This window comes from Mesorhizobium sp. WSM3862 (assembly GCF_002294985.1).
Taxonomy (GTDB): Bacteria; Pseudomonadota; Alphaproteobacteria; order Rhizobiales; family Rhizobiaceae; genus Mesorhizobium.
This window is the reverse complement of record NZ_NSGE01000001.1, coordinates 564,713-590,040: the sequence shown is the minus strand read 5'-3', so window position 1 is coordinate 590,040 and position 25,328 is coordinate 564,713. Positions and strand designations below refer to the sequence as shown.

General features: G+C 61.0%; 27 protein-coding genes, 1 tRNA gene and 1 pseudogene. 18 read left to right on the top strand and 11 right to left on the bottom strand.

Annotation, left to right across the window (positions count from 1 at the left end):
• The first annotated feature begins 30 nt into the window (after positions 1–30).
• The 6 genes from CK224_RS02970 to CK224_RS02945 all read left to right on the top strand — a co-directional run bounded on the left by CK224_RS02970 (position 31) and on the right by CK224_RS02945 (position 6,810).
• Positions 31–1,680, top strand: coding sequence for an EAL domain-containing protein (locus CK224_RS02970; RefSeq protein WP_095780906.1), 1,650 nt, complete (start codon positions 31–33; stop codon positions 1,678–1,680).
• Between the two features lie 155 nt (positions 1,681–1,835).
• Entirely contained in the window at positions 1,836–2,354 is a 519-nt protein-coding gene (locus CK224_RS02965) for a ubiquinone biosynthesis methyltransferase UbiE (RefSeq protein WP_176477835.1), read from the top strand.
• Positions 2,351–3,529 (top strand): class I SAM-dependent methyltransferase, encoded by a 1,179-nt coding sequence (locus CK224_RS02960; RefSeq protein ID WP_095780721.1) that lies wholly within the window; start codon positions 2,351–2,353, stop codon positions 3,527–3,529. The genes CK224_RS02965 and CK224_RS02960 overlap by 4 nt, the downstream gene beginning before the upstream one ends.
• Positions 3,526–5,892 (top strand): SpoIIE family protein phosphatase, encoded by a 2,367-nt coding sequence (locus CK224_RS02955; protein WP_095779297.1) that lies wholly within the window; start codon positions 3,526–3,528, stop codon positions 5,890–5,892. Before CK224_RS02960 ends, CK224_RS02955 begins: the two co-directional genes overlap by 4 nt.
• A gap of 1 nt (position 5,893) precedes the next feature.
• Entirely contained in the window at positions 5,894–6,454 is a 561-nt protein-coding gene (locus CK224_RS02950) for an ATP-binding protein (protein WP_176477834.1), read from the top strand.
• A 17-nt stretch (positions 6,455–6,471) separates the two neighbouring features.
• On the top strand, positions 6,472–6,810 hold the full coding sequence (locus CK224_RS02945) for a hypothetical protein (protein WP_067000080.1): 339 nt from the start codon (positions 6,472–6,474) through the stop codon (positions 6,808–6,810).
• Between the two features lie 88 nt (positions 6,811–6,898).
• On the opposite strand, the gene radC is transcribed toward CK224_RS02945, so the two are convergent.
• The 3 genes from radC to CK224_RS02930 all read right to left on the bottom strand — a co-directional run bounded on the left by radC (position 6,899) and on the right by CK224_RS02930 (position 9,314).
• Positions 6,899–7,651, bottom strand: coding sequence for a DNA repair protein RadC (gene radC, locus CK224_RS02940; protein WP_095779209.1), 753 nt, complete (start codon positions 7,649–7,651; stop codon positions 6,899–6,901).
• A 163-nt stretch (positions 7,652–7,814) separates the two neighbouring features.
• Positions 7,815–8,738 (bottom strand): DMT family transporter, encoded by a 924-nt coding sequence (locus CK224_RS02935; protein WP_067000092.1) that lies wholly within the window; start codon positions 8,736–8,738, stop codon positions 7,815–7,817.
• Positions 8,739–8,741: 3 nt separating this feature from the next.
• Positions 8,742–9,314, bottom strand: coding sequence for an NAD(P)H-dependent oxidoreductase (locus CK224_RS02930; RefSeq protein WP_095780720.1), 573 nt, complete (start codon positions 9,312–9,314; stop codon positions 8,742–8,744).
• Positions 9,315–9,409: 95 nt separating this feature from the next.
• Here CK224_RS02930 and CK224_RS02925 point away from each other — a divergent pair, with 95 nt between their 5' ends.
• On the top strand, positions 9,410–10,342 hold the full coding sequence (locus CK224_RS02925) for a LysR family transcriptional regulator (protein WP_067000095.1): 933 nt from the start codon (positions 9,410–9,412) through the stop codon (positions 10,340–10,342).
• Positions 10,343–10,401: 59 nt separating this feature from the next.
• Here the strand turns inward: CK224_RS02925 and map are convergent, their stop codons facing one another.
• Positions 10,402–11,229, bottom strand: a complete 828-nt coding sequence (gene map, locus CK224_RS02920) for a type I methionyl aminopeptidase (protein ID WP_067000098.1) — start codon at positions 11,227–11,229, stop codon at positions 10,402–10,404.
• Positions 11,230–11,439: 210 nt separating this feature from the next.
• Here map and CK224_RS02915 point away from each other — a divergent pair, with 210 nt between their 5' ends.
• From CK224_RS02915 to CK224_RS02905, 3 genes are all read left to right on the top strand, one after another.
• Positions 11,440–11,835, top strand: a complete 396-nt coding sequence (locus tag CK224_RS02915) for a hypothetical protein (RefSeq protein ID WP_245425710.1) — start codon at positions 11,440–11,442, stop codon at positions 11,833–11,835.
• A 117-nt stretch (positions 11,836–11,952) separates the two neighbouring features.
• Positions 11,953–12,189: a hypothetical protein gene (locus CK224_RS02910; RefSeq protein WP_095780719.1), complete on the top strand. Its 237-nt coding sequence runs from the start codon at positions 11,953–11,955 to the stop codon at positions 12,187–12,189.
• A 186-nt stretch (positions 12,190–12,375) separates the two neighbouring features.
• Positions 12,376–12,681, top strand: coding sequence for a DUF982 domain-containing protein (locus CK224_RS02905; RefSeq protein WP_095779214.1), 306 nt, complete (start codon positions 12,376–12,378; stop codon positions 12,679–12,681).
• 4 nt (positions 12,682–12,685) lie between these two features.
• Here CK224_RS02905 and CK224_RS02900 read toward each other — a convergent pair whose 3' ends face one another.
• Positions 12,686–13,372 (bottom strand): aspartyl/asparaginyl beta-hydroxylase domain-containing protein, encoded by a 687-nt coding sequence (locus CK224_RS02900; protein WP_095780718.1) that lies wholly within the window; start codon positions 13,370–13,372, stop codon positions 12,686–12,688.
• Positions 13,373–13,731: 359 nt separating this feature from the next.
• Here CK224_RS02900 and CK224_RS02895 point away from each other — a divergent pair, with 359 nt between their 5' ends.
• Entirely contained in the window at positions 13,732–14,397 is a 666-nt protein-coding gene (locus CK224_RS02895) for an outer membrane beta-barrel protein (protein ID WP_176477832.1), read from the top strand.
• An 88-nt stretch (positions 14,398–14,485) separates the two neighbouring features.
• Here the strand turns inward: CK224_RS02895 and CK224_RS02890 are convergent, their stop codons facing one another.
• Positions 14,486–15,187, bottom strand: a complete 702-nt coding sequence (locus tag CK224_RS02890) for a GNAT family N-acetyltransferase (protein WP_095780716.1) — start codon at positions 15,185–15,187, stop codon at positions 14,486–14,488.
• 66 nt (positions 15,188–15,253) lie between these two features.
• Between CK224_RS02890 and CK224_RS32440 the strand changes: the two are divergent.
• Positions 15,254–15,414 (top strand): annotated as a pseudogene (locus tag CK224_RS32440) (two-component sensor histidine kinase); the annotation flags it as partial.
• A gap of 213 nt (positions 15,415–15,627) precedes the next feature.
• On the opposite strand, the gene CK224_RS02880 reads toward CK224_RS32440, so the two are convergent.
• Positions 15,628–15,810 (bottom strand): hypothetical protein, encoded by a 183-nt coding sequence (locus tag CK224_RS02880; RefSeq protein ID WP_095780715.1) that lies wholly within the window; start codon positions 15,808–15,810, stop codon positions 15,628–15,630.
• A 332-nt stretch (positions 15,811–16,142) separates the two neighbouring features.
• On the opposite strand from CK224_RS02880, the gene CK224_RS31155 reads away from it, so the two are divergent.
• A complete protein-coding gene (locus CK224_RS31155) occupies positions 16,143–16,316 on the top strand; it encodes a hypothetical protein (RefSeq protein WP_095780714.1) in 174 nt (57 codons plus the stop codon).
• 22 nt (positions 16,317–16,338) lie between these two features.
• Here CK224_RS31155 and CK224_RS31150 read toward each other — a convergent pair whose 3' ends face one another.
• A complete protein-coding gene (locus CK224_RS31150; RefSeq protein ID WP_176477831.1) occupies positions 16,339–16,506 on the bottom strand; it encodes a hypothetical protein in 168 nt (55 codons plus the stop codon).
• Positions 16,507–17,049: 543 nt separating this feature from the next.
• On the opposite strand from CK224_RS31150, the gene CK224_RS02865 reads away from it, so the two are divergent.
• Positions 17,050–17,331, top strand: a complete 282-nt coding sequence (locus CK224_RS02865) for a hypothetical protein (RefSeq protein ID WP_067000122.1) — start codon at positions 17,050–17,052, stop codon at positions 17,329–17,331.
• A 182-nt stretch (positions 17,332–17,513) separates the two neighbouring features.
• On the opposite strand, the gene CK224_RS02860 is transcribed toward CK224_RS02865, so the two are convergent.
• The 3 genes from CK224_RS02860 to phaC form a co-directional block, all read right to left on the bottom strand.
• Positions 17,514–17,588: transfer RNA gene (locus CK224_RS02860), tRNA-Glu, on the bottom strand.
• Positions 17,589–17,726: 138 nt separating this feature from the next.
• On the bottom strand, positions 17,727–19,016 hold the full coding sequence (locus tag CK224_RS02855; RefSeq protein WP_095780712.1) for a YcbK family protein: 1,290 nt from the start codon (positions 19,014–19,016) through the stop codon (positions 17,727–17,729).
• Positions 19,017–19,217: 201 nt separating this feature from the next.
• The gene (gene phaC, locus CK224_RS02850; protein ID WP_095780711.1) at positions 19,218–21,059 is read right to left on the bottom strand and encodes a class I poly(R)-hydroxyalkanoic acid synthase; all 1,842 of its coding nucleotides are present in this window, start codon (positions 21,057–21,059) and stop codon (positions 19,218–19,220) included.
• A 97-nt stretch (positions 21,060–21,156) separates the two neighbouring features.
• Here phaC and CK224_RS02845 point away from each other — a divergent pair, with 97 nt between their 5' ends.
• The 4 genes from CK224_RS02845 to glpX all read left to right on the top strand — a co-directional run bounded on the left by CK224_RS02845 (position 21,157) and on the right by glpX (position 25,327).
• A complete protein-coding gene (locus tag CK224_RS02845) occupies positions 21,157–21,567 on the top strand; it encodes a hypothetical protein (protein WP_164748201.1) in 411 nt (136 codons plus the stop codon).
• A 49-nt stretch (positions 21,568–21,616) separates the two neighbouring features.
• Positions 21,617–22,834 (top strand): LL-diaminopimelate aminotransferase, encoded by a 1,218-nt coding sequence (locus CK224_RS02840; RefSeq protein WP_095779221.1) that lies wholly within the window; start codon positions 21,617–21,619, stop codon positions 22,832–22,834.
• Positions 22,835–22,881: 47 nt separating this feature from the next.
• Positions 22,882–24,195, top strand: coding sequence for a homoserine dehydrogenase (locus CK224_RS02835; protein WP_095780710.1), 1,314 nt, complete (start codon positions 22,882–22,884; stop codon positions 24,193–24,195).
• A gap of 148 nt (positions 24,196–24,343) precedes the next feature.
• Positions 24,344–25,327, top strand: coding sequence for a class II fructose-bisphosphatase (gene glpX, locus CK224_RS02830; RefSeq protein ID WP_095780709.1), 984 nt, complete (start codon positions 24,344–24,346; stop codon positions 25,325–25,327).
• The last annotated feature ends 1 nt before the right edge of the window (position 25,328 follow it).

The following is a 25,328-nucleotide window of genomic DNA, read 5'->3' as shown; positions in this document are numbered from 1 at the left end:
CGTGCCGGCGAAGCGCTTCTCGCTAACCTGTTGGCGAATACGACCGAACTTCTATCGTTCTATGATAGCGACTTCCGCCTAACTCACTACGCCGCCAGGCTTAAACGCCTGTACGGAGGTGCGGTGGTGCCAGGCGCCGCCATTTGGGAGATCTATCCAAGCTTCCTCGATACGAGGTGCCGCGACGAATTTCTTCGGGTGTTCCAGGGCGGCTCTGCGGCAAGCATTGACCTGCCGCGCTCATCGGGCGAAGCGCCCCGCTCCGTTTTCGTCTTCGGCACTGCAGATGGCGTGGGAATCATTGAATCCCGGGAGCAGGGGGAGCGCAGCGCGGCGCAGGAGCAGGAGCATATGATTCTGCTCCATCAGGCGACGCACGACGTGCTGACCGGACTGCAGAATCGACGGCGATTCGGTGAGCGGCTGCAGCAAGCGCTGGCGGCCATCGGCGGATCTCAGCCAAAAGCCGCCCTGCTGCAAATCGATCTTGACGATTTCAAAGCGGTCAACGACACGCTCGGCCATGGGGCAGGCGACACGCTTCTGCAACTCGCGGCAGGTCGAATCCGCGACGCGCTGGAGGACGGCGACTCTGCGTACCGGTATGCCGGCGACGAGTTCGCCGTCATCCAATTGGGCAAGGAGCAGCCCGCGGAAGCCGAGCGCCTCGCCACATCGCTGGTCAACGCGTTCAAGGACCCTTTCGTCATCAACGGCATTCCCGTCTTCGTCGGTTCAAGTATCGGAATCGCTTTCGGGCCGGAGCACGGGACCGATGGCGAGCAGCTGATGAAAGCCGCAGATATTGCTCTTTACGCAGCCAAGACGGATGGTCGCGGCTGCGCTCGAACGTTCAATCGCTCGATGCTGTTGTTGCTCGAGCAACGCGAAAATCTGAGGCGCAGCCTTCGAACCGCGCTGGAGCGGGGCGAGCTTTACCTGGACTATCAGCCGCTCATCAGGCCTCCTTCGTCGGTGATTGGTTTCGAAGCGCTGCTGCGGTGGCGGCACCCCGAGATAGGAATCATTCCGCCCGGCGTGTTCATTCCGATCGCCGAAGCGGACGGTCTGATGGACGAAATTGGACGATGGGTGCTCGAGCAAGCTTGTCGCCAGGCATTGGCGTGGCCTTCCGCGCTGACAGTCGCAGTCAACCTGTCGCCGGCTCAGTTCCTGAGCGGTTCGCTGACGGACACGGTCGCTCAGATCATCGACGCAGTTGGAATCCGAGCTGAAAGGCTTGAACTCGAGATAACCGAAACGGTTCTTCTTGAGAAGACTATCGACAATATAGATACATTGAATACGTTGAACGTCCTGGGAATACGAATCTCGCTCGACGATTTTGGAACATACTATTCATCCTTGAGCTACCTTAAGAATTTTCCGTTCGATACCTTGAAGATAGATCAATACTTTATCGCGGACCTGGAGACGGATCTGAAGAGTCAAACGATTGTGCGATCGATCATAAGTCTGGCGCACGGCCTGGGAATTAGCGTCACCGCCGAGGGGGTCGAGACGTCGGCGCAGGCACGGTGGCTGATCAAGGAAAATTGCGATTACCTGCAAGGCAATTTCATGGGACGGCCGCTCGGATCCGAGGCAACCGGCGATTTCATCAGGCGGTCGCCGCCGAAGGGGCTGGAAGCGATGGAGGAATCAAATCGGGCGCGCTAGCCACTTGCACCGTTTGTAAATCGGAGGGCTGTAAACACGATCGAGCTAGATGCCGCGCAATGCGGGACTGGCTCATCACGAGGCGGTCAAACTTCCGTCCCGGAGTTCATCGCGTCACCTGGGCTCAAATACGGATGGAATAGGAGAGGATGCGGATGGGATCTGTTCATGACCCGGTTGGCGAACCGACTTTTGAGCCGATGATCCAGATCGACATGGAAATCAAGACTTTTGTCTCCGCTTGGAAACACTGCGATTATGTCTCGACGTACATCGCCCGGATGATCAGTCAAAACAGATCAGACTCGGTGCGGCATTCGAATCTCTTTTCCTCTGCGTTCAACGAATTGCTGGAAGTCGCCTTTCGTACCCGCCACGCCGACGGCGAACTGGCATGCAGGGTGTCTCGCTATGGCGCGACGGACAGGATCGAGCTGACATTTCCCTGCATGCCGGAGGAGCGCCAATTCTACGAAGAAGCCGTTTTGCAAGTCGTGGGATTTGAGGCCAAGGAGCGATATCTCAATTCTGTGTCTGGGGATCTGGCGCCCAGCCGGGAGGTGGTACTCCTGGAACTGGCTGTCGACTACAACGCGGCACTCAGGGTCGAGGAAGCCGACGGCGATGCGATCACGCTCGTCGTGGATCTTCCGCTTGAGGGCCTGCAACATTGAGCCCTTACAACCTGCACGCGCGCTTCAAGGCGCAGTACGATGCGAACAACCAGGAGTTCTCAATATCTGGGGTGGTCCGGCCTCAGGCGATCGATGAGCTTGGGCCTAGCCTGGCATTGCTTCGCGATGCGATCGGCCGAGTACGCGGCGTTCTCTACGTCAATGTCAGGCGCTTGGCGCAGATGAACAACGCTGCATTTTACGCCTTTTCGAGGATCATCATCGATGCTTGTCGCGCTCGACCCGATCTCAAATTTGTTGTCATCACGTCGAGCGTCGTCGGATGGACCTCGCGAAAATTCGGTCGGCTGAGCGGAATCGAACCGAACATCACGGTCGAGGAGTATGACAGCGAATTCTATCCAGGGCAGGGCTTCCTCGAGGAAGGCGGGTTCGTTCCAATCCTGCGCACGCAGACAAAGATGACCTGGCGCCACGAGCGTGCAATCCTGCCGCGACATGGCATGAGACCCGGGATCGTTATGGCCGACATCTGTTGCGGGATCGGTGATTTCGCCGTGCTCGTGCAGAAAGAGTTCCAGCCGTCGCGGATTGTCGCCCTCGACCACTCCATATCAAGCCTGGACTACGCCAGACGCGTGATGCGGGAGTTCGATATCCGGGGCATCGAATATACTTATGGCGATGCCTCGGAAATGCTGCTCGACGAGGAGCAGTTCGACTTGGTCACCTGCCGACATTCGCTTCAAATCTTCAATCGACCGGAACTCATCCTCAAGGAACTCTACCGCATATGCAAGCCAGGCGGGCGGGTCTACATCACCAACGAGAAGAATTCGCATTGCCTCGGCGAGCCGCGCGCCGAAAGCATCCGTTGGACATACAATGAAGTGGCGAAGCTGTTCGCGCATTTCGAAATGGACGTTGAGCTCGGGCCCAAGAGTCGCCGATATCTGATCGAAGCCGGATTCGACGACATACGTGTCGAGACCTTCACGGTCACCAACTTGGACGGAGATGTGCAGGACTTCGCCGATGTCATTGTAGCCTGGGCCGATGTGTATGCCGGCGAGATGGCAACCAAACGCGGCGACGGGGCGGAGTTCGTTGCACGGTTCCGGCAGGGCTTCCAGGATCACATATTCGCTGCGCTACACCCCAAGGGTTATGCGGGTTGGCCGATCTGGGTCGCATCGGGGCGAAGGCCGCAATGAAAGCCGACGATCAGCCTACACCGCGCTTCGGCCTGCGCTCCTTCCGGGCGAAATTCGTATTGGTCGTCGGCGGCGCCGTGCTGTTCGACCTCCTGCTGAGCGGTGGCCTGGCGCTCTGGAACGTTCAAAAGCTGTCGCGCGACGCCACGTCGGAAGTCGGTGAGGGCCTGACCACCGCAAACCAGGAATACATTCGCTCCTATGCCGACTCGACAGCGTTAAGCGTCGACCTCCTGCTCGATCGAGTTCATGGGGACGTGAAAGCGCTGGCCGGCGTCCTGCAGGCCCAGACCGACGATCCGAGCCGGCAGCGACAGGTCGGAGCAACCCTTTCGCATGAAGCACCCGGCTCGGTGAAGGTCGTCTATGACGCGAAGGGCGATTGGGCGCAGAACCTGCCGGGCGCGCCTTCCGTGATTAGCGTCTGGGGCTACCTGCTGGGCGCCGACCACACGCCGCTGCCGAGCGTTGAGCAGGAAATCGAAGACAGTACCGTTCTGGATCTCGTCGCGCCGACCCTTATGGCCAGCGGATCGCCAAAACTGCAGATGTACTATATTGGTCCGAAGGAACGGCCGATCTTCAGGACGGTACCGTATACGGACCAGGCGCAGACCTTCGATCGACTCTATCCAGGCCACAACAAGGCGGAGTTCTGGGAGTTCTTCTTTCCGGGGATCTACGGGTCATGGCAGCAATGGGCGAGGGATCCAGCCTCGCGTCCAGTCCCCGACGACATCACTCAGACGGCGCCCTACACCGATGCGATCACGGGAAAGCTGATCGTCAGTTTCTTCCACCCGCTGTGGACGCGGGACCGTACCGGTATCGCCGGTGTAGCGGGTGCAGACATCACTCTCGATCAGCTCGCGGAAGTCGTCGAGCGCGTCAAGATCGCCGAAACCGGGTTCGGCTTCCTCACCATGTCGACCGGCAATGTAGTGGCGATCAATCCATCGGGCGAGGCGATCATAGGCCTGACTTCGTCCAACGATGCGGGCACGCAGGGCGTCACCGGGCTGGAGAGGTCGCTGCGGGGAAGCACGCAGCCGGCCATCGCGTCGCTGCCGCTCGACCAGAACAATGACGGTGTCATTCAGCATATCATGCTCGACAACAAGGGCGAACACGTACCCTACATAGTTGTCCTCAAAAGATTGAAGCCGACCAATCTGTGGAGCTCGGGACCGATCAAGTCTGAAACGATGTCGGTCGGAATCGTCGTTCCAGAACGCGAAATCTATGCGTCCCTGGTCGCCGCGCAAAAGAGTATTTCCCGCGCGACCAATCGTATCCTGCTCTTTCAGGTCGCCGCCATCGTCGTTTCGCTTCTGATTGTCTTTGCGGCAGTGCTCGGGATCTCCAAGCGGATCACGGCCGGCCTCAGGGCGCTTGCCAGCGCCGCCCAGAGGCTACAGTCCAAAGATTATTCGGTCCGCGTTCGCGTTCCAACGCGCGACGAGGTTGGAGCGGTCGGAGTCGCCTTCAACCGTATGGCCGAGCAGATCAGCTTTCACACGGAAAACCTCGAGCAACTGGTCGACGAACGAACCAGGGAACTCGGCGACGCAAATCAGGAGATTTCCGCGCTCAACGAAAAGCTGCGGGACGAGAACGTCCGTCTCGGCGCCGAACTCGCGGTCGCCAGGCAAATCCAGATGATGGTCCTGCCGAAACCGTTCGAACTCGAAGCGATTCCGGGGCTGGAGATCGCGGCCTACATGCGGCCGGCCGACGAGGTCGGCGGGGACTACTACGATGTCCTGCAGAACGGATCACGGGTCAAGATAGGCATCGGCGACGTGACCGGTCATGGTCTCGAGAGCGGCGTGCTGATGCTGATGGTCCAATCCGTTGCACGCGCGCTGCAGGAGGCCAACGAAGGCGATCCGCACCAGTTTCTGGTTCGTCTGAACAGAGCCATCTACAAGAACATCGAGCGGACGAACACCGACAAGCATCTCTCGCTGGCCTTTCTCGACTTTGAGGATGGGCGGGTAACGCTATCCGGCCAGCACGAGGACATTCTGGTCGTGCGTGCGGATGGGGACGTCGAACGTATCGACACGCTTGATCTGGGTCTGCCCGTTGGCCTGGAGAACGACATCTCGCAGTTCGTTGACACGCGAGACATCGTGTTCGGGAGCGGCGACGTAATCGTGTTGCACACCGACGGTGTGACCGAGGCGGAAGATGAAGACAGAAGACTGTTCGGGTTCGATCGCCTCTGCAAGAGCGTGCAAAAGCGCCATGGCAGGAGCGCCGAGGACATCAAGACCGGGATCATCGAGGATTTGATGGCCCATATCGGAATCCAGAAGATCCACGACGACATCACACTCGTGATCATAAGGCATACGTAGGATGACAGCGCTGTTCGGTACGCCTGACATTGCAATAGGGATGAAGGGGAGCGTCAGTCGCGTGCGGCTGTTCGACGGACCTCTCGACTTGAGTTGGCGTCATTGCGCCACGACCTCGGACTTCATTGCCGATCTTTTCGCGTTGCGCTTTCAGTCGTCGCGCAATGACTACATGGAGGTGCGGCATAGCATCGGATATCTGGTCAACGAACTCATCGAAAACGCCGTCAAGTTCCGAGCACCAGGCGAGATCGTGGTTGAGGCGTCGATGGATTCGGAGTGCTTCAAGCTGAAGGTGTCGAATGACGTCGATGGTGAAATCGCGTCGGAGTTCCAAAGCCTTCTGGCGGACATCACGGTTGGCGACCCAAAGGACCTGCTGATACAGCGGATTGAGGCGAATGCCGCGAACCCCGACGTGGGGAGCTCCGGGCTTGGATTGCTGACGTTGATGAGCGACTATGGCGCACGCCTGGCCTGGATATTCAGCCCGGCCGATGAAAACGACCGTATTTGCCTGGAAACATATGCCTCCATTCCGATCTCGCCAACTCACAACTAGATGAAACGAAGCCAGATATGGAAATCAAGACAGACGACTACCGCGTGTGGACTGAGGGAAGCGATATCTTTTTCGACGGTGCAATGCGGCTTGCCAGTTCCGAGGCGGGTGCGCCGATCACGGCTTTGGCGACCAGTGTTCTTGCCTCAAATCCCGCTTCCATCACACTCAATTTGAAGGACCTTCACTTTCTCAACTCTTCCGGCATCAACCTGCTGGCGAAATTTACCATCGAGGTGCGCAAGCATCCCGATGTTCGACTTGTCGTGCGCGGAACGCCCGACATACCCTGGCAATCGAAATCATTGCCGAACCTGAAGAAGCTGCATCCCGCTCTGGTGCTTTTGATGAACTAACGTGAACGCGTCTCGATCGAGCCATCGCCCGCGACGTGCCCGCCCGGGGATGATTTCCTGATCGGTGTCCAGCTGATTTTCGGGACTGTCAGATCAGCAGCAGGCCCTTCATCGAGGCGTTGCCCTTGCGGCCGATGATGACGTGGTCGTGAACGGCGATGCCGAGCGGCTTGGCCGTGTCGATGATCTGCTTGGTCATGTCGATGTCGGCGCGCGAGGGCGTCGGGTCGCCGGACGGATGGTTATGCACCAGAATGATCGCGCTGGCGGAAAGTTCGAGCGCGCGCTTGACCACCTCGCGCGGATAGACAGGCGTATGGTCGACCGTGCCGGTCTGCTGCACCTCGTCGGCGATGAGCCCATTCTTCTTGTCGAGGAAGAGAATGCGGAACTGCTCGCGGGCCTCGAAGGCCATGGCCGAGCGGCAATAATCGAGAAGCTGCGTCCAGTTCGACAGAACCTCGCGGCCGCGCACTTCGCCGCGCGCCATGCGCTGCGCCGTGGCGGCGATGACTTTTAGATCGGTCGCCACCGTCGGCCCGATGCCCTTCACTTCCTCGAGCAGGGACGCCGGCGCGCCGAGCACTTCGGCAAGCGAACCAAAGCGCGCGATCAGCGCCTTGGCGATCGGCTTGGTGTCGACGCGCGGGATCAGCCGGAAGAGAAGCAGCTCAAGCAGTTCATAGTCGGGCAGGGCGTCCGGACCGCCGGCCAAGAAGCGTTCGCGCAGACGATCACGATGGCCGTGGTAGTGCGGCTTCTCAACAGGCGCCACCTCTTTCTTCGGCGGCTCTACCCAGGCTTCAGAGAAAAACGCCCGCTCGTCCTCGACTTTTCCCATCGCCCGCCCACATCGCTGATCGAAAGAAGACCTTTGCCAGAGACTAAAGCATGATTCTGAAACGCGAAACGGTTCTCGATCATTTCAAGAAAGTAGCCGGGAGCGTTGCTGGGACATATCAAGACGCCGTGACGATGAGGGCTGCATCGCCTATTGGCGAGCGTTAAACATGAGCACCTTCGGCAGCCTGTTTCTTCACCGTTCTTGCCCCGCTGACCGAAACAGCGATGCCGAGGACGACAAGGGCTGTTCCGAGAATGTGGATCGTCGTGATGGTCTCGCCGAGAAGAAGAAACGAGAGCGCGAGTGCCGCGACCGGCAGCACTGCCATGAACACGCCAGCCTCTCCGCCGCTGGCGCGCGCGGCTCCTGAATACCAGAGCCAGAAGCCGATCACGGTGGGAAAAATGCTGATATAGACTGTCGCCAATAGGGCGGCAGGTGCTGCTGCAACGGTGCTAGACGCGGCAAGGGCGGCGGCGAGCGGCAAGGTCAGCAGCAGCGAAATGCTGCTCATCAGCGCCGCGAGATAGAGCGGCGCCAGCGGCTTGCTGATTCTCTTGTTCAGGATCGCAAACAGTGCTTCGCCGGAAACAGCGAGGACCACCAGCAGGTTACCCGCTAGCAGCTTCAGATCGAGGCCAAAGCCCTTAGCAGAGGCGACATTGACAAGAAGTGCGCCTGCCGTGACAGCGCCGACCGCGATCCAGAGCTTGGCGCCTAGCCTCTCCTTCAAGGCCAACGTTGCAACGAGGGCAGCCAACACAGGCAGAAGGCCGTGGATGACGCTGGCATTGGCACTCGTCGTCAAGGTCAAGGCGAGGATCATTAGAATGCTATAGCCGGCGCTGCCCGCGGCCGCCTGAATCATCACAATCACATATTCCTTTGCCAAGAGCCGCGGCCGCGGCGTGCTTGTCAGGAAGACGAGTCCCCAGAGGATCGGCGTCGAAATCAGGAAACGCAGGGGAACGGCGAGGAAAGGGTGCATGCCGCCGGCAATGATTTTCGAGGCCACCACGCCGGATCCGACCAGCGTCATGGCTATGGTCATGAGGGCGCCTGCAATGATGCGTTGCGAATCCATGTGTTAGCCTACGGTATAGGGGCCGCGCGAACGCGCCTCCTTCAGCGCAAGAGCCCACCACTTGAGTTGGTGGAGCATGGTTGCGACAGCGCCGGAGCTGCGCTTCGGATCGAGCGGGCCCGCACCATCGGCAAAATGCTCCCACACCCCGTGAAAGCTTACTGCGTCCCGGACGGTGACGGCGTGGAGTTCGGCAAATACCTGCCGAAGATGTTCGACCGCCCTCAACCCGCCGGAGACGCCACCGTATGAAACGAAGCCGACCGGCTTGGCGTGCCACTCGTCAGTAGCCTGGTCGATAGCGTGCTTAAGATGGCCGGGCATGCTGTGATTGTATTCGGGGGTGATGACAACGAAGGCGTCTGCCTTGGCGAGCTTACTCGTGAATGCCTTCATCGCCGGTGTCGGCTCCGCCAAGTGCCGGCTGGGCAGATCAATGTCTGCAACATCGATGAGGGAAAGCTCGAAATCGCCCAGTCTCTGCGCCTCCTGGGCAAACCAGTGTCCGACCTTGTCGCCATAGCGTCGTTCCCGCGTGCTGCCGATCAGCGCTGCGAGCTTGAGCCGTTCAGTCACTTCGCTCTCCTGTCTCAGGCCAGGAAACTGATGACACATCGGGACGATCGATGGGATTGCTAAAAGTTGGCGCTTTCTGATCTAATTGATCGATCATGCTCGACGCGCTCACTCTCGATCAGATGCGGATGTTCCTAACCGTGGCGGACGCGGGTAGCTTTCGCCTGGCCTCCATGCGGCTCGGTCGCGCCCAGTCGGCGGTAAGCCACGCGATTGCCAATCTGGAGACCGAACTCAAGACGGTCCTGTTCGACCGGTCGACTCGTCGGCCGACCTTGACCTCGGACGGACGGGCCCTGCTGGACGACTGTCGCTCGCTGGTTCTACGCGCCGATCTGCTGCGCGCGAAGGCGCAGGGTATGGGCAGCGGCATTGAAATCGAGCTTGCGCTGATGGTGGACACGCTTGTTCCATTGCCGGCCGTCGGCAGGGCTCTTGAAGCCCTCCACGCCACCTATCCGACGGTTGGCGTCCGGTTGCAGATAGGTACCCTTGGGGAACCGATCGATTGCCTCCTGCAAGGCACGGTCGACCTCGCGATAACGGTGGGCGAAGACCTGCGCGATCCGCGCCTGGAATTCGATTCCCTCGCGCCGCTGTCGATGGCGGCGGTCGTCGGTGCTGGGCACGCTCTGGCCTTGATAGCGAAGAAAGGCCGGGTGAGTACGCCAGAGCTGGCCGATCACATCCAGATCGTCCTGATGGACCCTTCTCCTCGCTCCCATGGCCGCGACTATGGCGTGCTCTCCCAGCGCAAGTGGCGGGTGGGTAGCCAAGAGGCGAAACTGGCGTTGATCAGAGCAGGCATCGGTTGGGGGCGGCTTCCACTTTGGTTGATCGAGCAGGATCTTGTCGAAGAGCGGCTCGTGCAGCTTTCAGCCGCTGCGCTTGGTGAAAATGGGACAACGAAGAGCTGGGTCTATCTTGCCCGACGGCTCGACAAACCCTTGCTGCCAGCAGCCAGGTGCCTCAGGTCCGCGCTTCTGGCCGGAGCCGGGCTTGGTGATACTGCCGGGCTTCCAGCCTAGGCGCGCCTTGCCAATTGTTATGGACATCAGACCGTGCCGATGCCGTTGCCTGCGGCAGACTAATCCGGCAAGCCGGGGCGGTCGAGCTTCTTTGGCGACAGCGTGAAGATCTCGCAGCCGCTATCGGTGACGCCGATCGTATGCTCGTACTGTGCCGACAGCGAACGGTCGCGCGTCACCGCCGTCCAGCCGTCAGAGAGCACCTTCACATGCGGGCGGCCGAGATTGATCATCGGCTCGACGGTGAAGATCATGCCGGGCCGCATCTCGACGCCTTCGCCGGCGGTGCCGTAATGCAGGATGTTCGGCGCGTCATGGAAAAGCTGGCCGACGCCGTGGCCACAGAAGTCGCGCACCACCGAGCAGCGCTCGGCCTCGGCATAGGTTTGGATAGCGGCGCCGATGGCGCCGGTGCGAGCGCCCGGCCTGATTGCGGCGATGCCGCGCATCAGGCATTCGTAAGTCACCTCGAGCAGGCGCTCGGCGGCGCGCTTGATCGTGCCGACCGGATACATGCGCGAGGAATCGCCGTGCCAGCCGTCGAGGATGTAGGTGACGTCGATGTTGACGATGTCGCCGTCCTTGAGGGGCTTGTTGTCAGGAATGCCGTGGCAGACCACGTGATTGATCGAAGTGCAGGACGATTTGGTGTAGCCGCGATAGTTGAGCGTGGCCGGCAATGCACCGTGATCCATGCCGAACTCGAAGACGAAACGGTCGATGGTCTCGGTGGTGACGCCGGGCTTCACCATCGACACAAGCTCGTCAAGACAGCGCGCGGTGAGATCGCAGGCCTTGCGCATGCCCGCAAACCCTTCCTCGCCATAGAGGCGGATCTGGCCGGTGTTTCTCAAGGGGGCCGTTGCGGCGTCGAGATAGGTAACCATTCTTGTCCGTTCGCGGGTTGGCTCCTGACGCGAGCCGGTGCGGAAATTTTCTTCAGATTTGGCACTGGAAGCCGCAAGGTTCAAGGACGAAGTGCCTGCAACCGGTTTGCCGCGGGAATATTCGCTGGGCGGGCGCGTCTGGGTGTCGCAAAGCTTTCCTTGCACCATCCCTTGAGGTAGCCGGGTCAGGATGCAGGAGATTTACGCCCGTTGACGGCACCGGAACGCGCAAGATCGACGCTGCTGCCAAGCAGGACCGCGTGCTCGGCCCTGATGGCGCTGCTTGCGCTTGCGCTGGTGAGCTTCGCCCAGCCTGAGGTCTCCGCCTCGACAGCGTTTGCCTCGGGCGGCGCCGGCATCAGCGCGATGCGGCAGGGCGAAACGCTTGCCTTGCTGAGGATCGCCGGCAAGGCGCAGGCCCTCGAAGCCCGCGCCGGCCGGCCGCTGCCGGTAAAGCTCGTCAGCGGCAATCCCGGCATTCTCGCTCCCGCATCCGATTTCCTTGTCGCTGGCGAGGCTTTGCCGGCGGAGCGCGGCATCACGCCTGCTTTTGTGGCCGCGCCGCTCTCGCATACCAATCAGCCTCGCGCGCCACCAACCGCCTGAGTCAGGCGGTCGCTGGCCGCAGCTTCCTCACCTCAACTATTCCTTGCGCGCCGCGACCTGGCGACGGCTACCGGCTGTCGGCAGGTTGCGTGGCGCGTGTCCATTGGACATTTCTCGATGCAACGTATCAAGACATTCAAGACACTCACGCGCGCTGCTTCGGCAGCCGCGTTTCTCGCCGTCCAGGCAGTCATCTGCATAGGCACCGTCTATTGGGCTGTAGCCGCAACGCTTCGCGTGGAAAGGACGGCGGCGATCGTGCTCGGCGTCATCTTCGCCGTGCCGTCCGCCAATCTGCTGATGGTGGTCTCGCGCATGGCCTACGAGGCGGAGACGGACCCGGCGAACCAGTAGACGCAACCTCGACAGGGCGATGCCGGTTGCATCGCCCGGTCGAACGATGTGGCCAGAGCGCCGATCTGCCGCGGCAGTCGCCGGGCCCGCACCGCACTGAGGTCACATTCCTGCGTCAAAAACCGGGCAAAGAACTTTTCAGAACGAACGGCGTTGCTCCGACTTCGCCAGTTCGGGAGACAGGGAATGGACAGACTGCAATTCGAGGTGCCGGTGCGCATCACGCCCGCGCCCGGCCTGCCGGTCGAGGAAATCTACAGCGTCGAGCAGGCGCTCGATTTCCTGCAGAACTGGCCGAAGCGCCGGCAGGGCAAGGTTTATGACGCCGCGTTTAACGCCTGCTTCGGCGCGACAGTCGATGTGGCAAGCGCCGAGGAAGCGTGCCGGGCCTTCATGGCCTTCTGCCGCGTCAGCGGTTTGCTCGCAAGGGACATGATGTTGCCGCTGAAGCGCGGCGGCAGCGCAAGAGGGTTTCGCGAAGCGAGAGCGTGACGCTTTAACCGGCGAAAGATACCCCTCTGTAGTGCATTCCCACCTGCACGCCTCGAACGATCAACCTGGACAGGATCTCCATGTCCAGCGGCATATCCGGGCGCCACACATCAAGCAACAAGGCGATACGCGCCTGATCGGCGCTGTTCATGACCTCGTGCTCGAAAGTGTCGTCCCACAGCAGGCATTCGCCGTCGGCGATCCGCTTTTCCTGATGGTTGATCATCATGATCGTTGCCGGGCGGCCGTCCGCCAGTTTCGGAATGACAAGGCCGAGATGAAATCTCATGATGCCGCGAAAGGGGCCGCGGTGGGGCGGGATGTGCTTGCGCGGCGCCAGGAACGAAACAGCCGCCGATTTGACCTCGGGGCACTCGGACAGCAACCGGCTGAGGGTAGGCATCTTCCCAAGGTTTTCCGGGATCGTCATGTCGTAGGCCTTGAGCACGAACATGCGCCAATCGAGGCCGTCATTGGCCGAAATCTCGGCCTGTTCCGGCATGATGTCGTGAAAACGCGGCACCCGGTTCAGTTGCACCGACAGCGCTTCATCGCGAATACTCTGCCAGGCGGCTGCGAACTTCGTCGCGTTGGGAAAATGCGTGGAGGCATCAAGAATCGCCGGTGCATCTATGCGTTTTTCATAGATACGACGCACCAGATCGCTTCCAAGATCGTAGACGTTCGACATCGCATCGCCTCGACCATGTTATAATATAGTGCACGATTGCTTTCAGCTATGGGTCACGGAGATTTGTTCCGAGGCGTCAGCCAGACGTTCGGTTTGGTATCACTGCGTCTTCGAAGTCATCTGCGGACCGGTCGTGACGCCTCGATGACTTCGGGCGTCGTGCTGTCTATCGTGCCCTCTCAACCGCCGGCGGCACACGTCCGATACGCCATGCCTGAAAGGCGCCGTCCGAAAACTTCCTCGCCTGTCACTATCGAACATGAATCGGGCAGCGCACCCCAAAACCTAGTGTGGTACCGCCGCTACAGCATTTCGCTGCCACGTCGGCTATGGGTGAGCTTACGGGTGGGGATGATTTCATGATCAAGATTTTCTATGCGTCGGTCGCCTTGGCTGCGCTGGCAGCGCCAGCGAACGCTCAGGACGGTAGCTGGACGGGATATTACGCTGGCGCGGAGATCGGAGCCGGGTTTTCGCATCCCGGGTTCGACGGACCTTCGGCCGTCAGCAGTTCGGATTTCAGCGACACGGCGTTCATAGGTGGCGTCTACGTCGGTCACGACTGGCAGGCAGGCCAATTCGTCTACGGCGGCGTCGCAAGTTTCGATTTCCTGGGCTTTCACAACCAGAATTCGTCTCATGTCGTGGTGGACCCGATCTTCGGCGGAAAGACCCACGCATACAATTACGATTTGGATTGGGTAGCGTCTGCTCGCGCGCGTGCGGGCTTCTTGGCGTCGGATCAGTTCTTGCTGTACGGCACAGCCGGCGTTGCCGTTTCCCGCTTTGGGACTTCCTCATCGACAACCGGAATCTTGGGCGGGGCGGACGCAGTCAACACGACCAAAGTCGGCGGGGCATTCGGTGCAGGTGTCGAATACGCTTTCGCTCCGCATTGGGCGCTCAAGACAGAATACGTCCACTACGTGTTCAACAATGTTCACGTGGGCGGCAATGGCGCCGATCAGGTGACATTCAAACCGTCGTTTGGCACCTTGAATTTCGGCATTTCCTACCGCTTCTAGCGAGTAAAAGCGCGTCCCGCTTTCAAGTCTTTGATTTTGACGCCTGTCGGTCCCCCAAAAGCGCTGCGCACTTTGGGCGCGACATTCACTAGGAAAGGTTGCGGCCGAATGACTTGGCTGTCTCGCGCACGAAGTGGCGCGACAAGCCGGGTCCCTCAAAAACCGGAAGGGACGGAACAACTCGCACGCGCTTCTTGAACTCGTCCACAGTCAACGCAAAGACAAGCTGATCCAGGCGTTCACCCGTTTTTATGTCGAGTCGGTGGGACAGCAACGTCCCCTCTTGGCGCAGCATTCCAAGCCGGCAAGCTGTCACTGCTGCTTGATTTCGAGCCAGCGGCTCAAACATCAGCTTTTCCAATCTGCGTTCGACGAACAGATGCCAGATTGCGAGACGAGTGGCCTCGATTGAAATCTGGAGCTTCCGCTGTGCTTTATCCCCGACGATGATGTGCAGAGACCCAATGCGGTGACGTGGATCAATCTCGATCATGATCAAGCCGATCGGGTCTTCGTCGAGCAGGCGGATCGCCAGCAGGTTACGCCGTACATTGTCGAAACTATTGACATACGTGCGGAACGATTCGAGCCCCATTGCCGTGCCAGCCATGTTCAACCCGGCGCTGACAGCTGGATCGGCAAGCCACCTTGTGAAGCGCTCATTCACTTCATTCGGCCGCAAGGTGCGGATCCGGCAAGTTTCGCCGGACCGGTCAACAAATATCGGTTTTTGAGCTGCGGCTATTGGTGGCAAACTTACGCGTTGGCCGGCGTGAGGCATCTTGGGCATCTGCGGGACTCACATCAAGACTCTGACCGGACAATGTCATCAAACTCCCGCCAAGGGGAGGATTCGATTCCGCCGGACCTATTGGAAAGGCCTTCGGAGCCGTTCTTCCGGGTCGATCCGGCGCGTACGCAATTCATTCCAGGCGCCGGGCGGGGGCTGACGATAGCCAAGGAAGATTATTGAGCGGTATGGCGGGTGAGAACCGGCAAGGCGGCGCCGGCGTTTGACGCTGCTTCCTAGCGGATCCGCGCCGATAAGACCGCATATTTGTGCTGTTCAATCACCGGAGCCGTCGGCTGCATGCGTCCGGCGTGCAACTCAGAACCCGCTCCGCTGACGCTTGGGCAATGCGCGACGTGCTGTGTCAAAAAAATTGCCAGAACGCACAACGCCCCGCCGGCAACTTGCCAACGAGGCATTTATCAGAACCCGATCGTCAATCAGTGGCGATCGTGTCCGCGGCCGCCGCTCTGGTGGCCGTTGTTTGCGGCACCCAGGCACTGGTTCCAGTAGTCCTCGTGATTGCTGCAAGAAGTGATGGTCTGCTGCTGAGCATAAGCCGCACCGGACAAGCTGAAAACCGCGACAGTAGCCAGAATTGCATTACGAACGATGTTGGTCATTTGAGTTTCCCTTTGCTCTGATTTCCGGCAGTGCCGGTCGACGCCGTTTTTGCAGCGATCAAGTTTCGATCTGATGGCGCGCAATTTCGGCTTTGTTTCGAGGAGGCAACGCCACACGCTCCCTGTGCGTGGGATGCCTGGGACAACTCCGATCACCTCAAAACCTTCTGACCAGCTTGGTTGTGTGCGAGCGTTTCAGGGGCAACTGTTTGGTTACAGCCCGTGAGCTTGCGTGCGACGCGGCGGAAACAATCATCGACCATCTAGTACCGATCGAAAGCAGCCGAAGATCGCTCGCGGGACGGCTTCGGCACATGGAAGGATGATGAGCCATGCCGATCTTAAAAACGCTCAACCGCATGGGAGCGGCCCTGAAATATGCGCATGATGCCCAAAAAGCGACGCGGATGCTGAACGGCCCGCCACGCGAAATGCAAATGGATCTTGGCTGGGCAGTTATGCCGACCACCAAGTATCTTTCTTCCAACACTTGGGGCGGTATCTGACGAAATTCAGCGTAGAGCCGGCTCAAGCCGCCTGTTCGGCAGGAGGACAATTCCGCAGCGTGCCGATGCCGTCGCCGACGCAGAGGTCAAGGCGAAGCTGGCCCAAGTCGATCTTGCTGCGCGATTCCTGGCCCATACGATGGAAACCCTGCACGGCGATTCCTACCGGATTGAGATCGACCGACGCCACTGGCTTCGTCTTGGTTCGGGTGGAGAATGTTTCGCGGAGGAAGCAGACGGGCTGCTGATCGATACTCTTCGGACGATGCTCGGCTGCTCAGGTGGCCCGGCTATTCCTTGTGCGGAACAATATACCTGACATTGCTGTCGCCGCGCGTAACCGTAACTGTCGTATAGCCGGCTGGCAAAGAGCCCGTGACGGTCGGATCGACCACCTGGCATCGGCCGACCATTCTTCCGCTAGGAGCGCCGGCGAGTTCAGCTGCCAATGAGGCACGGCATTCGTTGAGGGAGGCGAAAACCCGAGGCGCCGTATTAAGCGGTTTGCAGATCGAAGCCTCGCCTGGGCTGCACAAAAGCAAAACCATCACCGCTGCCGTAGCCGGGTCCATCGTCGAAGCTCCTTTGTGGAGCTTTAAACGCTCGCGAAATCCCTTTGTTTCAGATGTCGCTAAAATACGAGGCAATTCCCGGCGACCTCGGTGGCCGGGCCTGTCGATCCTCGGGAACAAGACGCGTTAGTTCACTGTTATTATTAGCAGAGGCTAATACGATGCCTTTTAGCGTCACCAGTGCGACTTCGGATGCCGTTCTCGAAGCCAGGAACACTGACGCTGAGATCCTTGGAGTCGTCGACCTCGCCAACAAGACTGATGCCAAGATCGGCACCATGCGCCTGGGGCAAGCTATCCAGTTCGTTGCGAATGCATCCGTGCTTGGATACGGAGTTCGCGGAGCGATGGTGTTTTACGGAAAAGCAGGAACACCGAGCCTCAGGGCGAGAGAATGTGAGCAGTTGTGGGCGCTATATGGTTTCGCACTCCTTGAGCCATAATGTCTGGCTCGATGGAGCGCTGGAAGGCGTTCACGTTATGAAAAGCGCGAACGGATGACAGGAGCCGCCACGGATTCTCAGAGCGGGCCATTTCGCGGTCACCGTCGGCCGTAATACGCAGTCGCTATTTGACGCTTATTGGATGATTTGCCGGGAGAGGGTGCTAACTCCCTGACATTTGCTGGTACGCCCAAGGGGAATCGAACCCCTGTTACCGCCGTGAAAGGGCGGTGTCCTAACCGCTAGACGATGGGCGCGCTCAGACGAAGCGGCTTATAATTGCGTTGTTCGCAACCGGCAACCCATCTGCCGCCACATGCGACAACTTTTTTCGCGAGCCTGCAAAACGCATGTTTGGCAACCGGAAACAGTTCGATTGAAGGCAGGTAAGCCGCTCAGTTGTCGCCACCGCCGCCGCGCCGGCGGCAGCGCCAGTTCCAGTCGCGCTCGGGGCCGACGTCGACATGGACGGATTCGGTGTGGCAGTAGGTTCCGACGCCGCCGCGGCCGGGCATCGAACGCACATAGCTCGCCAGCTCCCACTTGGAGACGCCGGGAACCTGGATGTCGGCGGCAGCGCAATACATGTGCAGCGAGTTCTTGGCGCCGTTGGCGCGGCGGTTGCGGGCTGGGTCGCGATAGCCGGAGGTGACGATCATCTTGCGGCCGAAATGACCCTCGATCGTCTTCAGCACGCGCACCAGCGAAGGCTTCAGGCAGGCGACGTCGACACTTTCGTTCTGTCTCAAGAGGCCGTTGGGCGCGAGCCTTGCCATACCGGCGGCCGACGCCACCTGGTAGGAGCCGCCGCCTTCGTCCTCGTTGAGATCGACGTCGCTCTCGTCGTCGATGCCGGACTTGCGCTTGATCTCGAACAGCGCCGTCTGGCGCACGCCGGGCAAGGCATCGGCGCCGGTGATGTGGTTGCTGCTGTCGTCACCGAGGGAAGCCAGTTGCACCGGCTTGTCGCCCGGGGTCGCGGAGGCGAGGGTGACGATCGGCTTTGTCGCCGGCGACGTGGTCTTGGCCTGGGCGGCGGGCTGGTCGCTGGAGCGCGTGTTGATCAGCGGGGCAGGCGCGGCCGAGGCCGGCGTGGTGCTGAACAGAGAAGCAAACAGCCCCTTCTTCGGCGCGGCGATCGGCTGCTGCTCGCCCGCTGTCACGTAGACGCCTTTGCTCATCGCCTGCACGGTCGCCTGCGCTTGCGATGCGACCGCGGCGGCATCGCCGGCAGCAACCTTGTTGGCGGCCGCTTTCGTCTCCTCTGCCGTCTGCGGCGGATGTACCAGCGGTTGCGGCGTGTTGCCGGCGATCGAGCCGGCGTCAGCAGGAACCGCTACCGCGGGGAAGGCTGCTCCGGGCCGGGTTTCCGGCAAATAGGCGACTTTTTCAGGCAACGGTTTGTCGTCTTCGCCCATCACGGTCGATGCCGCCTCTGGGGATGCCGGGGAGGTCGACGCCGCCTGCGAGGTCGAATCGGCCGACGCCTCGGACTGGGCGCTGGAAGCCGCGCTCATCTCTGTGGCGGTTGAATTGTAGGCGGGCGTGACGACCGACATCGTCGGGTCGCCGGTCGAGGTGCAGGAGGCCAGAAGCACGGATAAAAGCGCTGCCACGATGCTGCGGCTTTCCCTTCGTGCGAGGCGCCAACCTGCTGATTTCAAAATAAAATTCCCCCTCGGCATCCGGTCCGTACATCGTCGCCGCAGCACTCCAGTACCTCTGGCGGCGACCTCCTGTTCCCGAACCGGAAACGGGATCTGTATCGATCTGCAAAGCCTCGGATTTATTGTTTGTCTGCAGGCGAGCTGAGGCTACGAAAACGATTAACATCACCATTTCGCCCTGTTTGGGCGGCCCGTCAACTCACCAGACATTACAGCCGGTTACACACGCATCTTGACATAGGTGCCCGGCGCGTCCCCCAAGGTTTTCATACGCTTGCCCGGTTTGCGGGCGGGCACATGGATGTTGTCCTGGCTTTCGATCCAGTGCTGCCAGTGCGTCCACCATGAGCCGGCATGCTCGTGCGCGCCGGCGAACCAGGTGCTGAAATCCCCCACCGGCTTGCCGCCGGTCCAGTACTGGTACTTGTGCGCCGCCGGCGGATTGACGACGCCGGCGATGTGGCCGGAGCCCGCCATGACATATTCGACGTCGCCACCGAAATAGCTCGAGCCGAGGAACACCGAAAGCGCCGGCGCGATGTGGTCTTCCTTCGTGGCGAGGTTGTAGACAGGGATCGTGATGTCGGCCAGCGAGACGGTTCGGCCGGCAAGCTCCATCGTGCCGCGGGAGAGATTGTTCTCGAGATAGCAATTGCGCAGATAGAAGGAATGGTTGGCCGCCGCCATGCGGGTCGAATCGGCATTCCAGTAGAGCAGGTCGAAGGGCAGCGGGTCCTTGCCGCGCATATAGTTGTTGATGACATAGGGCCAGATCAGGTCGCCCGAGCGCAGCATGTTGAAGGCGGTCGCCATCTTGGTGCCGTCGAGATAGCCCTTTTCGCTCATCGAGCGCTCGACCGCGGCAACCTGGTCCTCGTCGACAAAGACCTTGAGATCGCCGGCATAGGTGAAGTCGACCTGAGTGGTGAAGAAGGTCGCCGATCTGATGCGGTGGTCGCCTTCCTGCGCCAGCAGCGCGAGCGCCGCGGCCAATAGCGTGCCGCCGACGCAATAGCCGATGGCGTTGACCTCCTTCTCGCCGGTCGCCTTCTCGACCATGTCGAGGCCATATTGCAGCCCCTCGCGGATATAGGCCTCCCAGCCTTTGGCGCCGTGGCGCTCGTCCGGGTTGATCCAGGAGATGACGAAGACCGTGTGGCCCTGCTCGATTGCCCAGCGGATGAAGGATTTCTGCGGGTTGAGGTCGAGGATATAGTATTTATTGATCCACGGCGGGCAAATGAGCAGGGGGCGCTTCAGCACCGTCTCCGTCGTCGGATCGTATTGGATGATCTCGGCGACATCGCTGCGGCCGATGACCTTGCCGGGTGTCGTGGCAATGTTCTTGCCGATCTCGAACGGCGCGTAGTCCGCCTGGCGCAGCTTCAGGTCGCCCCTGCCGGCGGCGATGTCCTCGGCCAGCATCTTCATGCCGCGCACCAAATTCTCGCCGTTGGAGGCGACGGTCTCGCGGAACAGCTCGGGATTGGTCAGAATGAAATTCGACGGCGCGATGGCGTTGGAAACCTGCTTGACGTAGAAGCTCGCCTTGTGGCGGGTGTGCTCGTCCAGGCCCTCGGCATGATCGACGAGATCGGAGGCCCAGCGCGAGGTGACGAGATAGGCCTGTTTCAGGAAGTCGAAGAAGGCATTGCGGCCCCATTCCGGATCCTGGAAGCGCTTGTCGCCGCGCTCGGGCTTGACCGCGTCCTCGGGGGCTTCGGCGTTGGAGCTGGGGCTGACCTTCTGGATGGCGTTCGCCCAGACCGTCATGTAGCCGGCGAAAAGCCGCGTCTGGGCTTCAAGCGCGCGCTGCGGGTCGGCCAGCCAGTACTCCGAGAGCTTGGAGAAGGTCTTGACCATGTCGACCACGGGTTCGGCGACGTGGTCGCGCACCTCACCCTTTTCGCGCGGCTCGGCCCAGGCGGAGGCCGCCTTGCCGGCCTGCTCGATCATGCGCGCCATGTTCAACGCGAAGCGTTCGGGATCTTTCACCAGATATTGCTCGACGGTCGAAGGTCCGCCATTTTCCGCTTTGTCCGAATCGGGCGCTTTGGACATGGTTCGCGGGGTTCCTCCCGGAGCGTTTTCTTGACATATTACCATGGGACATCTGACCGGGTCCAACACGCTCTAACCCGGCTGCCAGGAAAACAATATGACGATTAATTTTGGCGGGACTTATTTTCTCGGCGCCGGTTCGATTTGCCGCATCGCCGCCGCAGCCGCGGTGCTGTGCACGCCGTTGCTCGCGGGCGGCTGCGAGACCAGCAGCAACGCCAGCAATGCAAGGCCGACCGCGGTGACCGAGGGGCCGAAGGACACCGGCTCCTATCCGAACCTCAACATTCCGCCGCCGGTAGCCGCCAAGCAGCTCACGAAGGAAGAGACTGCAGCCAAGCTTGCCCAGCTCAAGGCCGAGCAGCAGGCGCAGCTTGCCAAGGGCGGCGGCGCGAAGCCAGCCGCCAATACGGCAGCGCTGAACGCGCTCGCCAGGACGCATGGCGACGACGCGCTGAAGCAGATCGAAGGCAAATGCGATCCCGCCCTCGACCCTAACTGCAATTAGGTCTATATCGCGCGCCGAAAAGCGCCCCCTTTGCTCGTCTGGAACTCCAATGGAAGAATTTCACAAGGTCCGCCGGCTTCCGCCTTACGTGTTCGAGCAGGTCAATCGGCTGAAGGCCAGCGCCCGCTCGCGCGGTGCCGACATCATCGACCTTGGCATGGGCAATCCGGACCTGCCGACGCCGAAGGCCATCGTCGACAAATTATGCGAAGTGGTGCGCGATCCACGCACGCATCGCTATTCGTCCTCGCGCGGCATTCCGGGCCTGCGCCGCGCCCAGGCGAACTACTATGCCCGCCGCTTCGGCGTGAAGCTCAATCCAGACACGCAAGTGGTGGCGACGCTCGGCTCGAAGGAGGGCTTTGCCAACATGGCGCAGGCGATCACCGCGCCCGGCGACGTCATCCTGTGCCCCAATCCGACCTACCCGATCCACGCCTTCGGCTTCATCATGTCGGGCGGCGTCATCCGGTCGCTGCAGGTGGAACCGGATGACGGCTTCATCCCGGCGGTCGAGCGCGGCATCCGCCACTCGATTCCGAGGCCGCTGGCGCTGATCCTCAACTATCCGTCGAACCCGACAGCGCTTGTCGCCTCGCTCGATTTCTACAAGGACGTGGTCGCCTTCGCGAAGAAGAACGACATCATCATCCTGTCGGACCTTGCCTATTCCGAGATCTATTTCGACGGCAATCCGCCGCCTTCGGTGCTCCAGGTTCCAGGGGCGATGGATGTCTGCGTCGAGTTCACCTCGATGTCGAAGACTTTTTCCATGCCCGGCTGGCGTATGGGCTTCGCGGTCGGCAACGAGCGGCTGATCGCGGCGCTGACGCGCGTCAAATCCTATCTCGACTACGGCGCCTTCACGCCGATCCAGGTCGCGGCGGCGCATGCGCTCAACGGCGACGGCGCCGACATCGCCGAGGTGCGCGAGATCTATCACAAGCGGCGCGATGTGATGGTCGATTCCTTCGGCCGTGCCGGCTGGACCATTCCGGCGCCGGCGGCCTCGATGTTCGCCTGGGCGCCGATTCCGGAACAGTTCCGCCAGCTCGGCTCGCTCGAATTCTCCAAGCTGCTCATCGAGCACGCCGACGTCGCGGTGGCGCCGGGCATCGGCTTCGGTGAGCATGGCGACGATTTTGTTCGTGTGGCGCTGGTCGAGAACGAGCACCGGATCCGCCAGGCGGCGCGCAACATCAAGCGCTTCCTGGCCTCGACCGCCAAGCAGCCCAACAATGTTGTGCCGCTCACCGCGCGCCGCTGAATTTACCGCACATCACACCGACCAATCTTTGAGGGGCGTCGCCGGACATGGCTGAAGCGTTGCGTGTTGGAATTGCCGGCCTTGGCACGGTGGGCGCCTCGGTGGCGCGCGTGCTCAACGACAAGGCCGCCGAGCTCACCCGCCAATGCGGTCGCGACATTGTCGTCGCAGCGGTTTCGGCGCGCGATCCGAAGCGGGACCGCGGTGTCGATCTGGGCGGCACCAAATGGTTCGACGATGCCGCGAAGATGGCCGAGAAGGCCGACATTGATGTCTTCGTCGAGCTGATCGGCGGCGACGAAGGGCCAGCGCGTGCATCGGTCAAGGCGGCGCTCGAGGCCGGCCGCCATGTCGTGACGGCCAACAAGGCGCTGTTGGCCAAGCACGGCGTGCAACTCGCCGAGGTCGCCGAGAAGAAGGGCGTGCTGCTCAACTACGAGGCTGCGGTGGCCGGCGGCATCCCGGTCATCAAGACGATGCGCGAGGCGATGGCCGGCAACCAGGTCACCCGCGTCTTCGGCATCCTCAACGGCACCTGCAACTACATTCTGACCCGCATGGAGGCCGAAGGCATCTCTTTCGATGCCTGCCTCAAGGACGCGCAGCGCCTCGGCTATGCCGAAGCCGACCCGACCTTCGACATCGAAGGCCATGACACGGCGCACAAGCTGTCGATCCTGACCAGCCTTGCGTTCGGCACGAAGATCGCCGCCAACGACATTTACATGGAGGGCATCTCCAACATCACCCAGGCCGACATTCGCGCCGCAGCCGAGCTCGGCTATCGCATCAAGCTGCTCGGCGTCGCGCAGCGCACCGACAGCGGCATCGAGCAGCGCGTGCATCCGACCATGGTGCCGACGGCCTCGGTCATCGCGCAGGTGCATGGCGTCACCAATGCCGTGGCGATCGAGACCGACATCCTGGGCGAGCTTTTGCTCTCCGGCCCCGGCGCCGGCGGCAATGCCACCGCCTCGGCGGTGGTCGGCGACATTGCCGATATCGCCAAGAGCCGGCCGGGCTTCCAGCACGGGCCGGTCTTCGGCTGGCCGGCGAAGGAATTGAAGCCCTACAGGAAAGCGCAGATGCGCAGCCATGCCGGCGGCTATTTCATCCGGCTCACCGTGCACGACCGCATCGGCGTCTTCGCGGCGATCGCCAAGCGCATGGCCGACAACGATATTTCACTGGAATCGATCGTCCAGCAGGCCGCCGGGCCGGCAACCGAAGAGCAAAAGACGGTCATCCTCGTCACCCACGAGACAACGGAAGCGGCCGTGCGCAAGGCGGTCGAAGGCGTCACCAAGGACGGCCATCTCACCGACAAGCCGCAGGTGATCCGTATCGAGCGGGCGGAATAGTTCGAGTCATACTTCACCTTTAATCGATTGATATTGCTGCCATTTCAAAAATTGACATGGCAAGTCTTGCCGTTGTCATGGAGCTTTGCCAGAAGAAGCGCGCTTCTGGCGGGAGGCAAAGCGCAGTTTCAACGAGGAATGCCCATCCATGAACATGGCCCAAAACATCGTAGCCGGCCTCGATCGTATCCTCACCATGGAAGTGGTGCGTGTGACCGAAAGGGCAGCGGTCGCCGCTGCCAGGCTGCGCGGTCGCGGCGATGAGAAGGCCGCCGACCAGGTCGCGGTCGATGCGATGCGCCAGGAACTCAACCGGTTGGCCATCAAGGGTACCGTGGTCATCGGCGAGGGCGAGCGCGACGAGGCGCCGATGCTCTATATCGGCGAAGAGGTCGGCACCGGCAAAGGCCCGGCGGTCGACATCGCGCTCGATCCGCTCGAAGGCACGACGATCTGCGCCAAGAACCTTCCCAACGCGCTTGCCGTCATCGCCATCGCGGAAAAGGGCAGCCTGCTGTTCGCGCCCGACGTCTACATGGACAAGATCGCCATCGGGCCGGGATACCCGGACAGCCTGATCGACATCGACGCGTCGCCGGCCGAGAACATCGCCAATCTCGCCAAGGCCAAGGGCGTGGCGGTGCCCGACATCACCGCCTGCATCCTCGACCGGCCGCGCCATGCCAAGCTGATCGACGCGGTGCGGGCCACGGGCGCCGCCATCCGGCTGATCGGCGACGGCGACGTCGCCGGCGTCATCCACACCACCGATCCGGAAGAGACCGGCATCGACATCTATCTCGGCACTGGCGGCGCGCCGGAAGGGGTGCTGGCCGCGGCGGCGCTTCGCTGCACGGGCGGACAGATGCAGGGCCGGCTGATCCTCGACACGCCGGAGAAGATTGCACGGGCCGAAAAGATGGGCATTTCGGATCCGAAGCGGGTCTATCGCGCGCAGGACATGGCGCGCGGCGACGTGCTGTTCGCGGCGACCGGCGTCACCGACGGCAATCTGCTCGGCGGGGTGAAGTTCGGGCGCACCTTCATCACCACTCACACCATCGTGCTGCGCTCGTCCTCGCGCACAGTGCGCGAGATCAAGGCGCGTCACCAGGATCTGGAAAAGTTCTGAT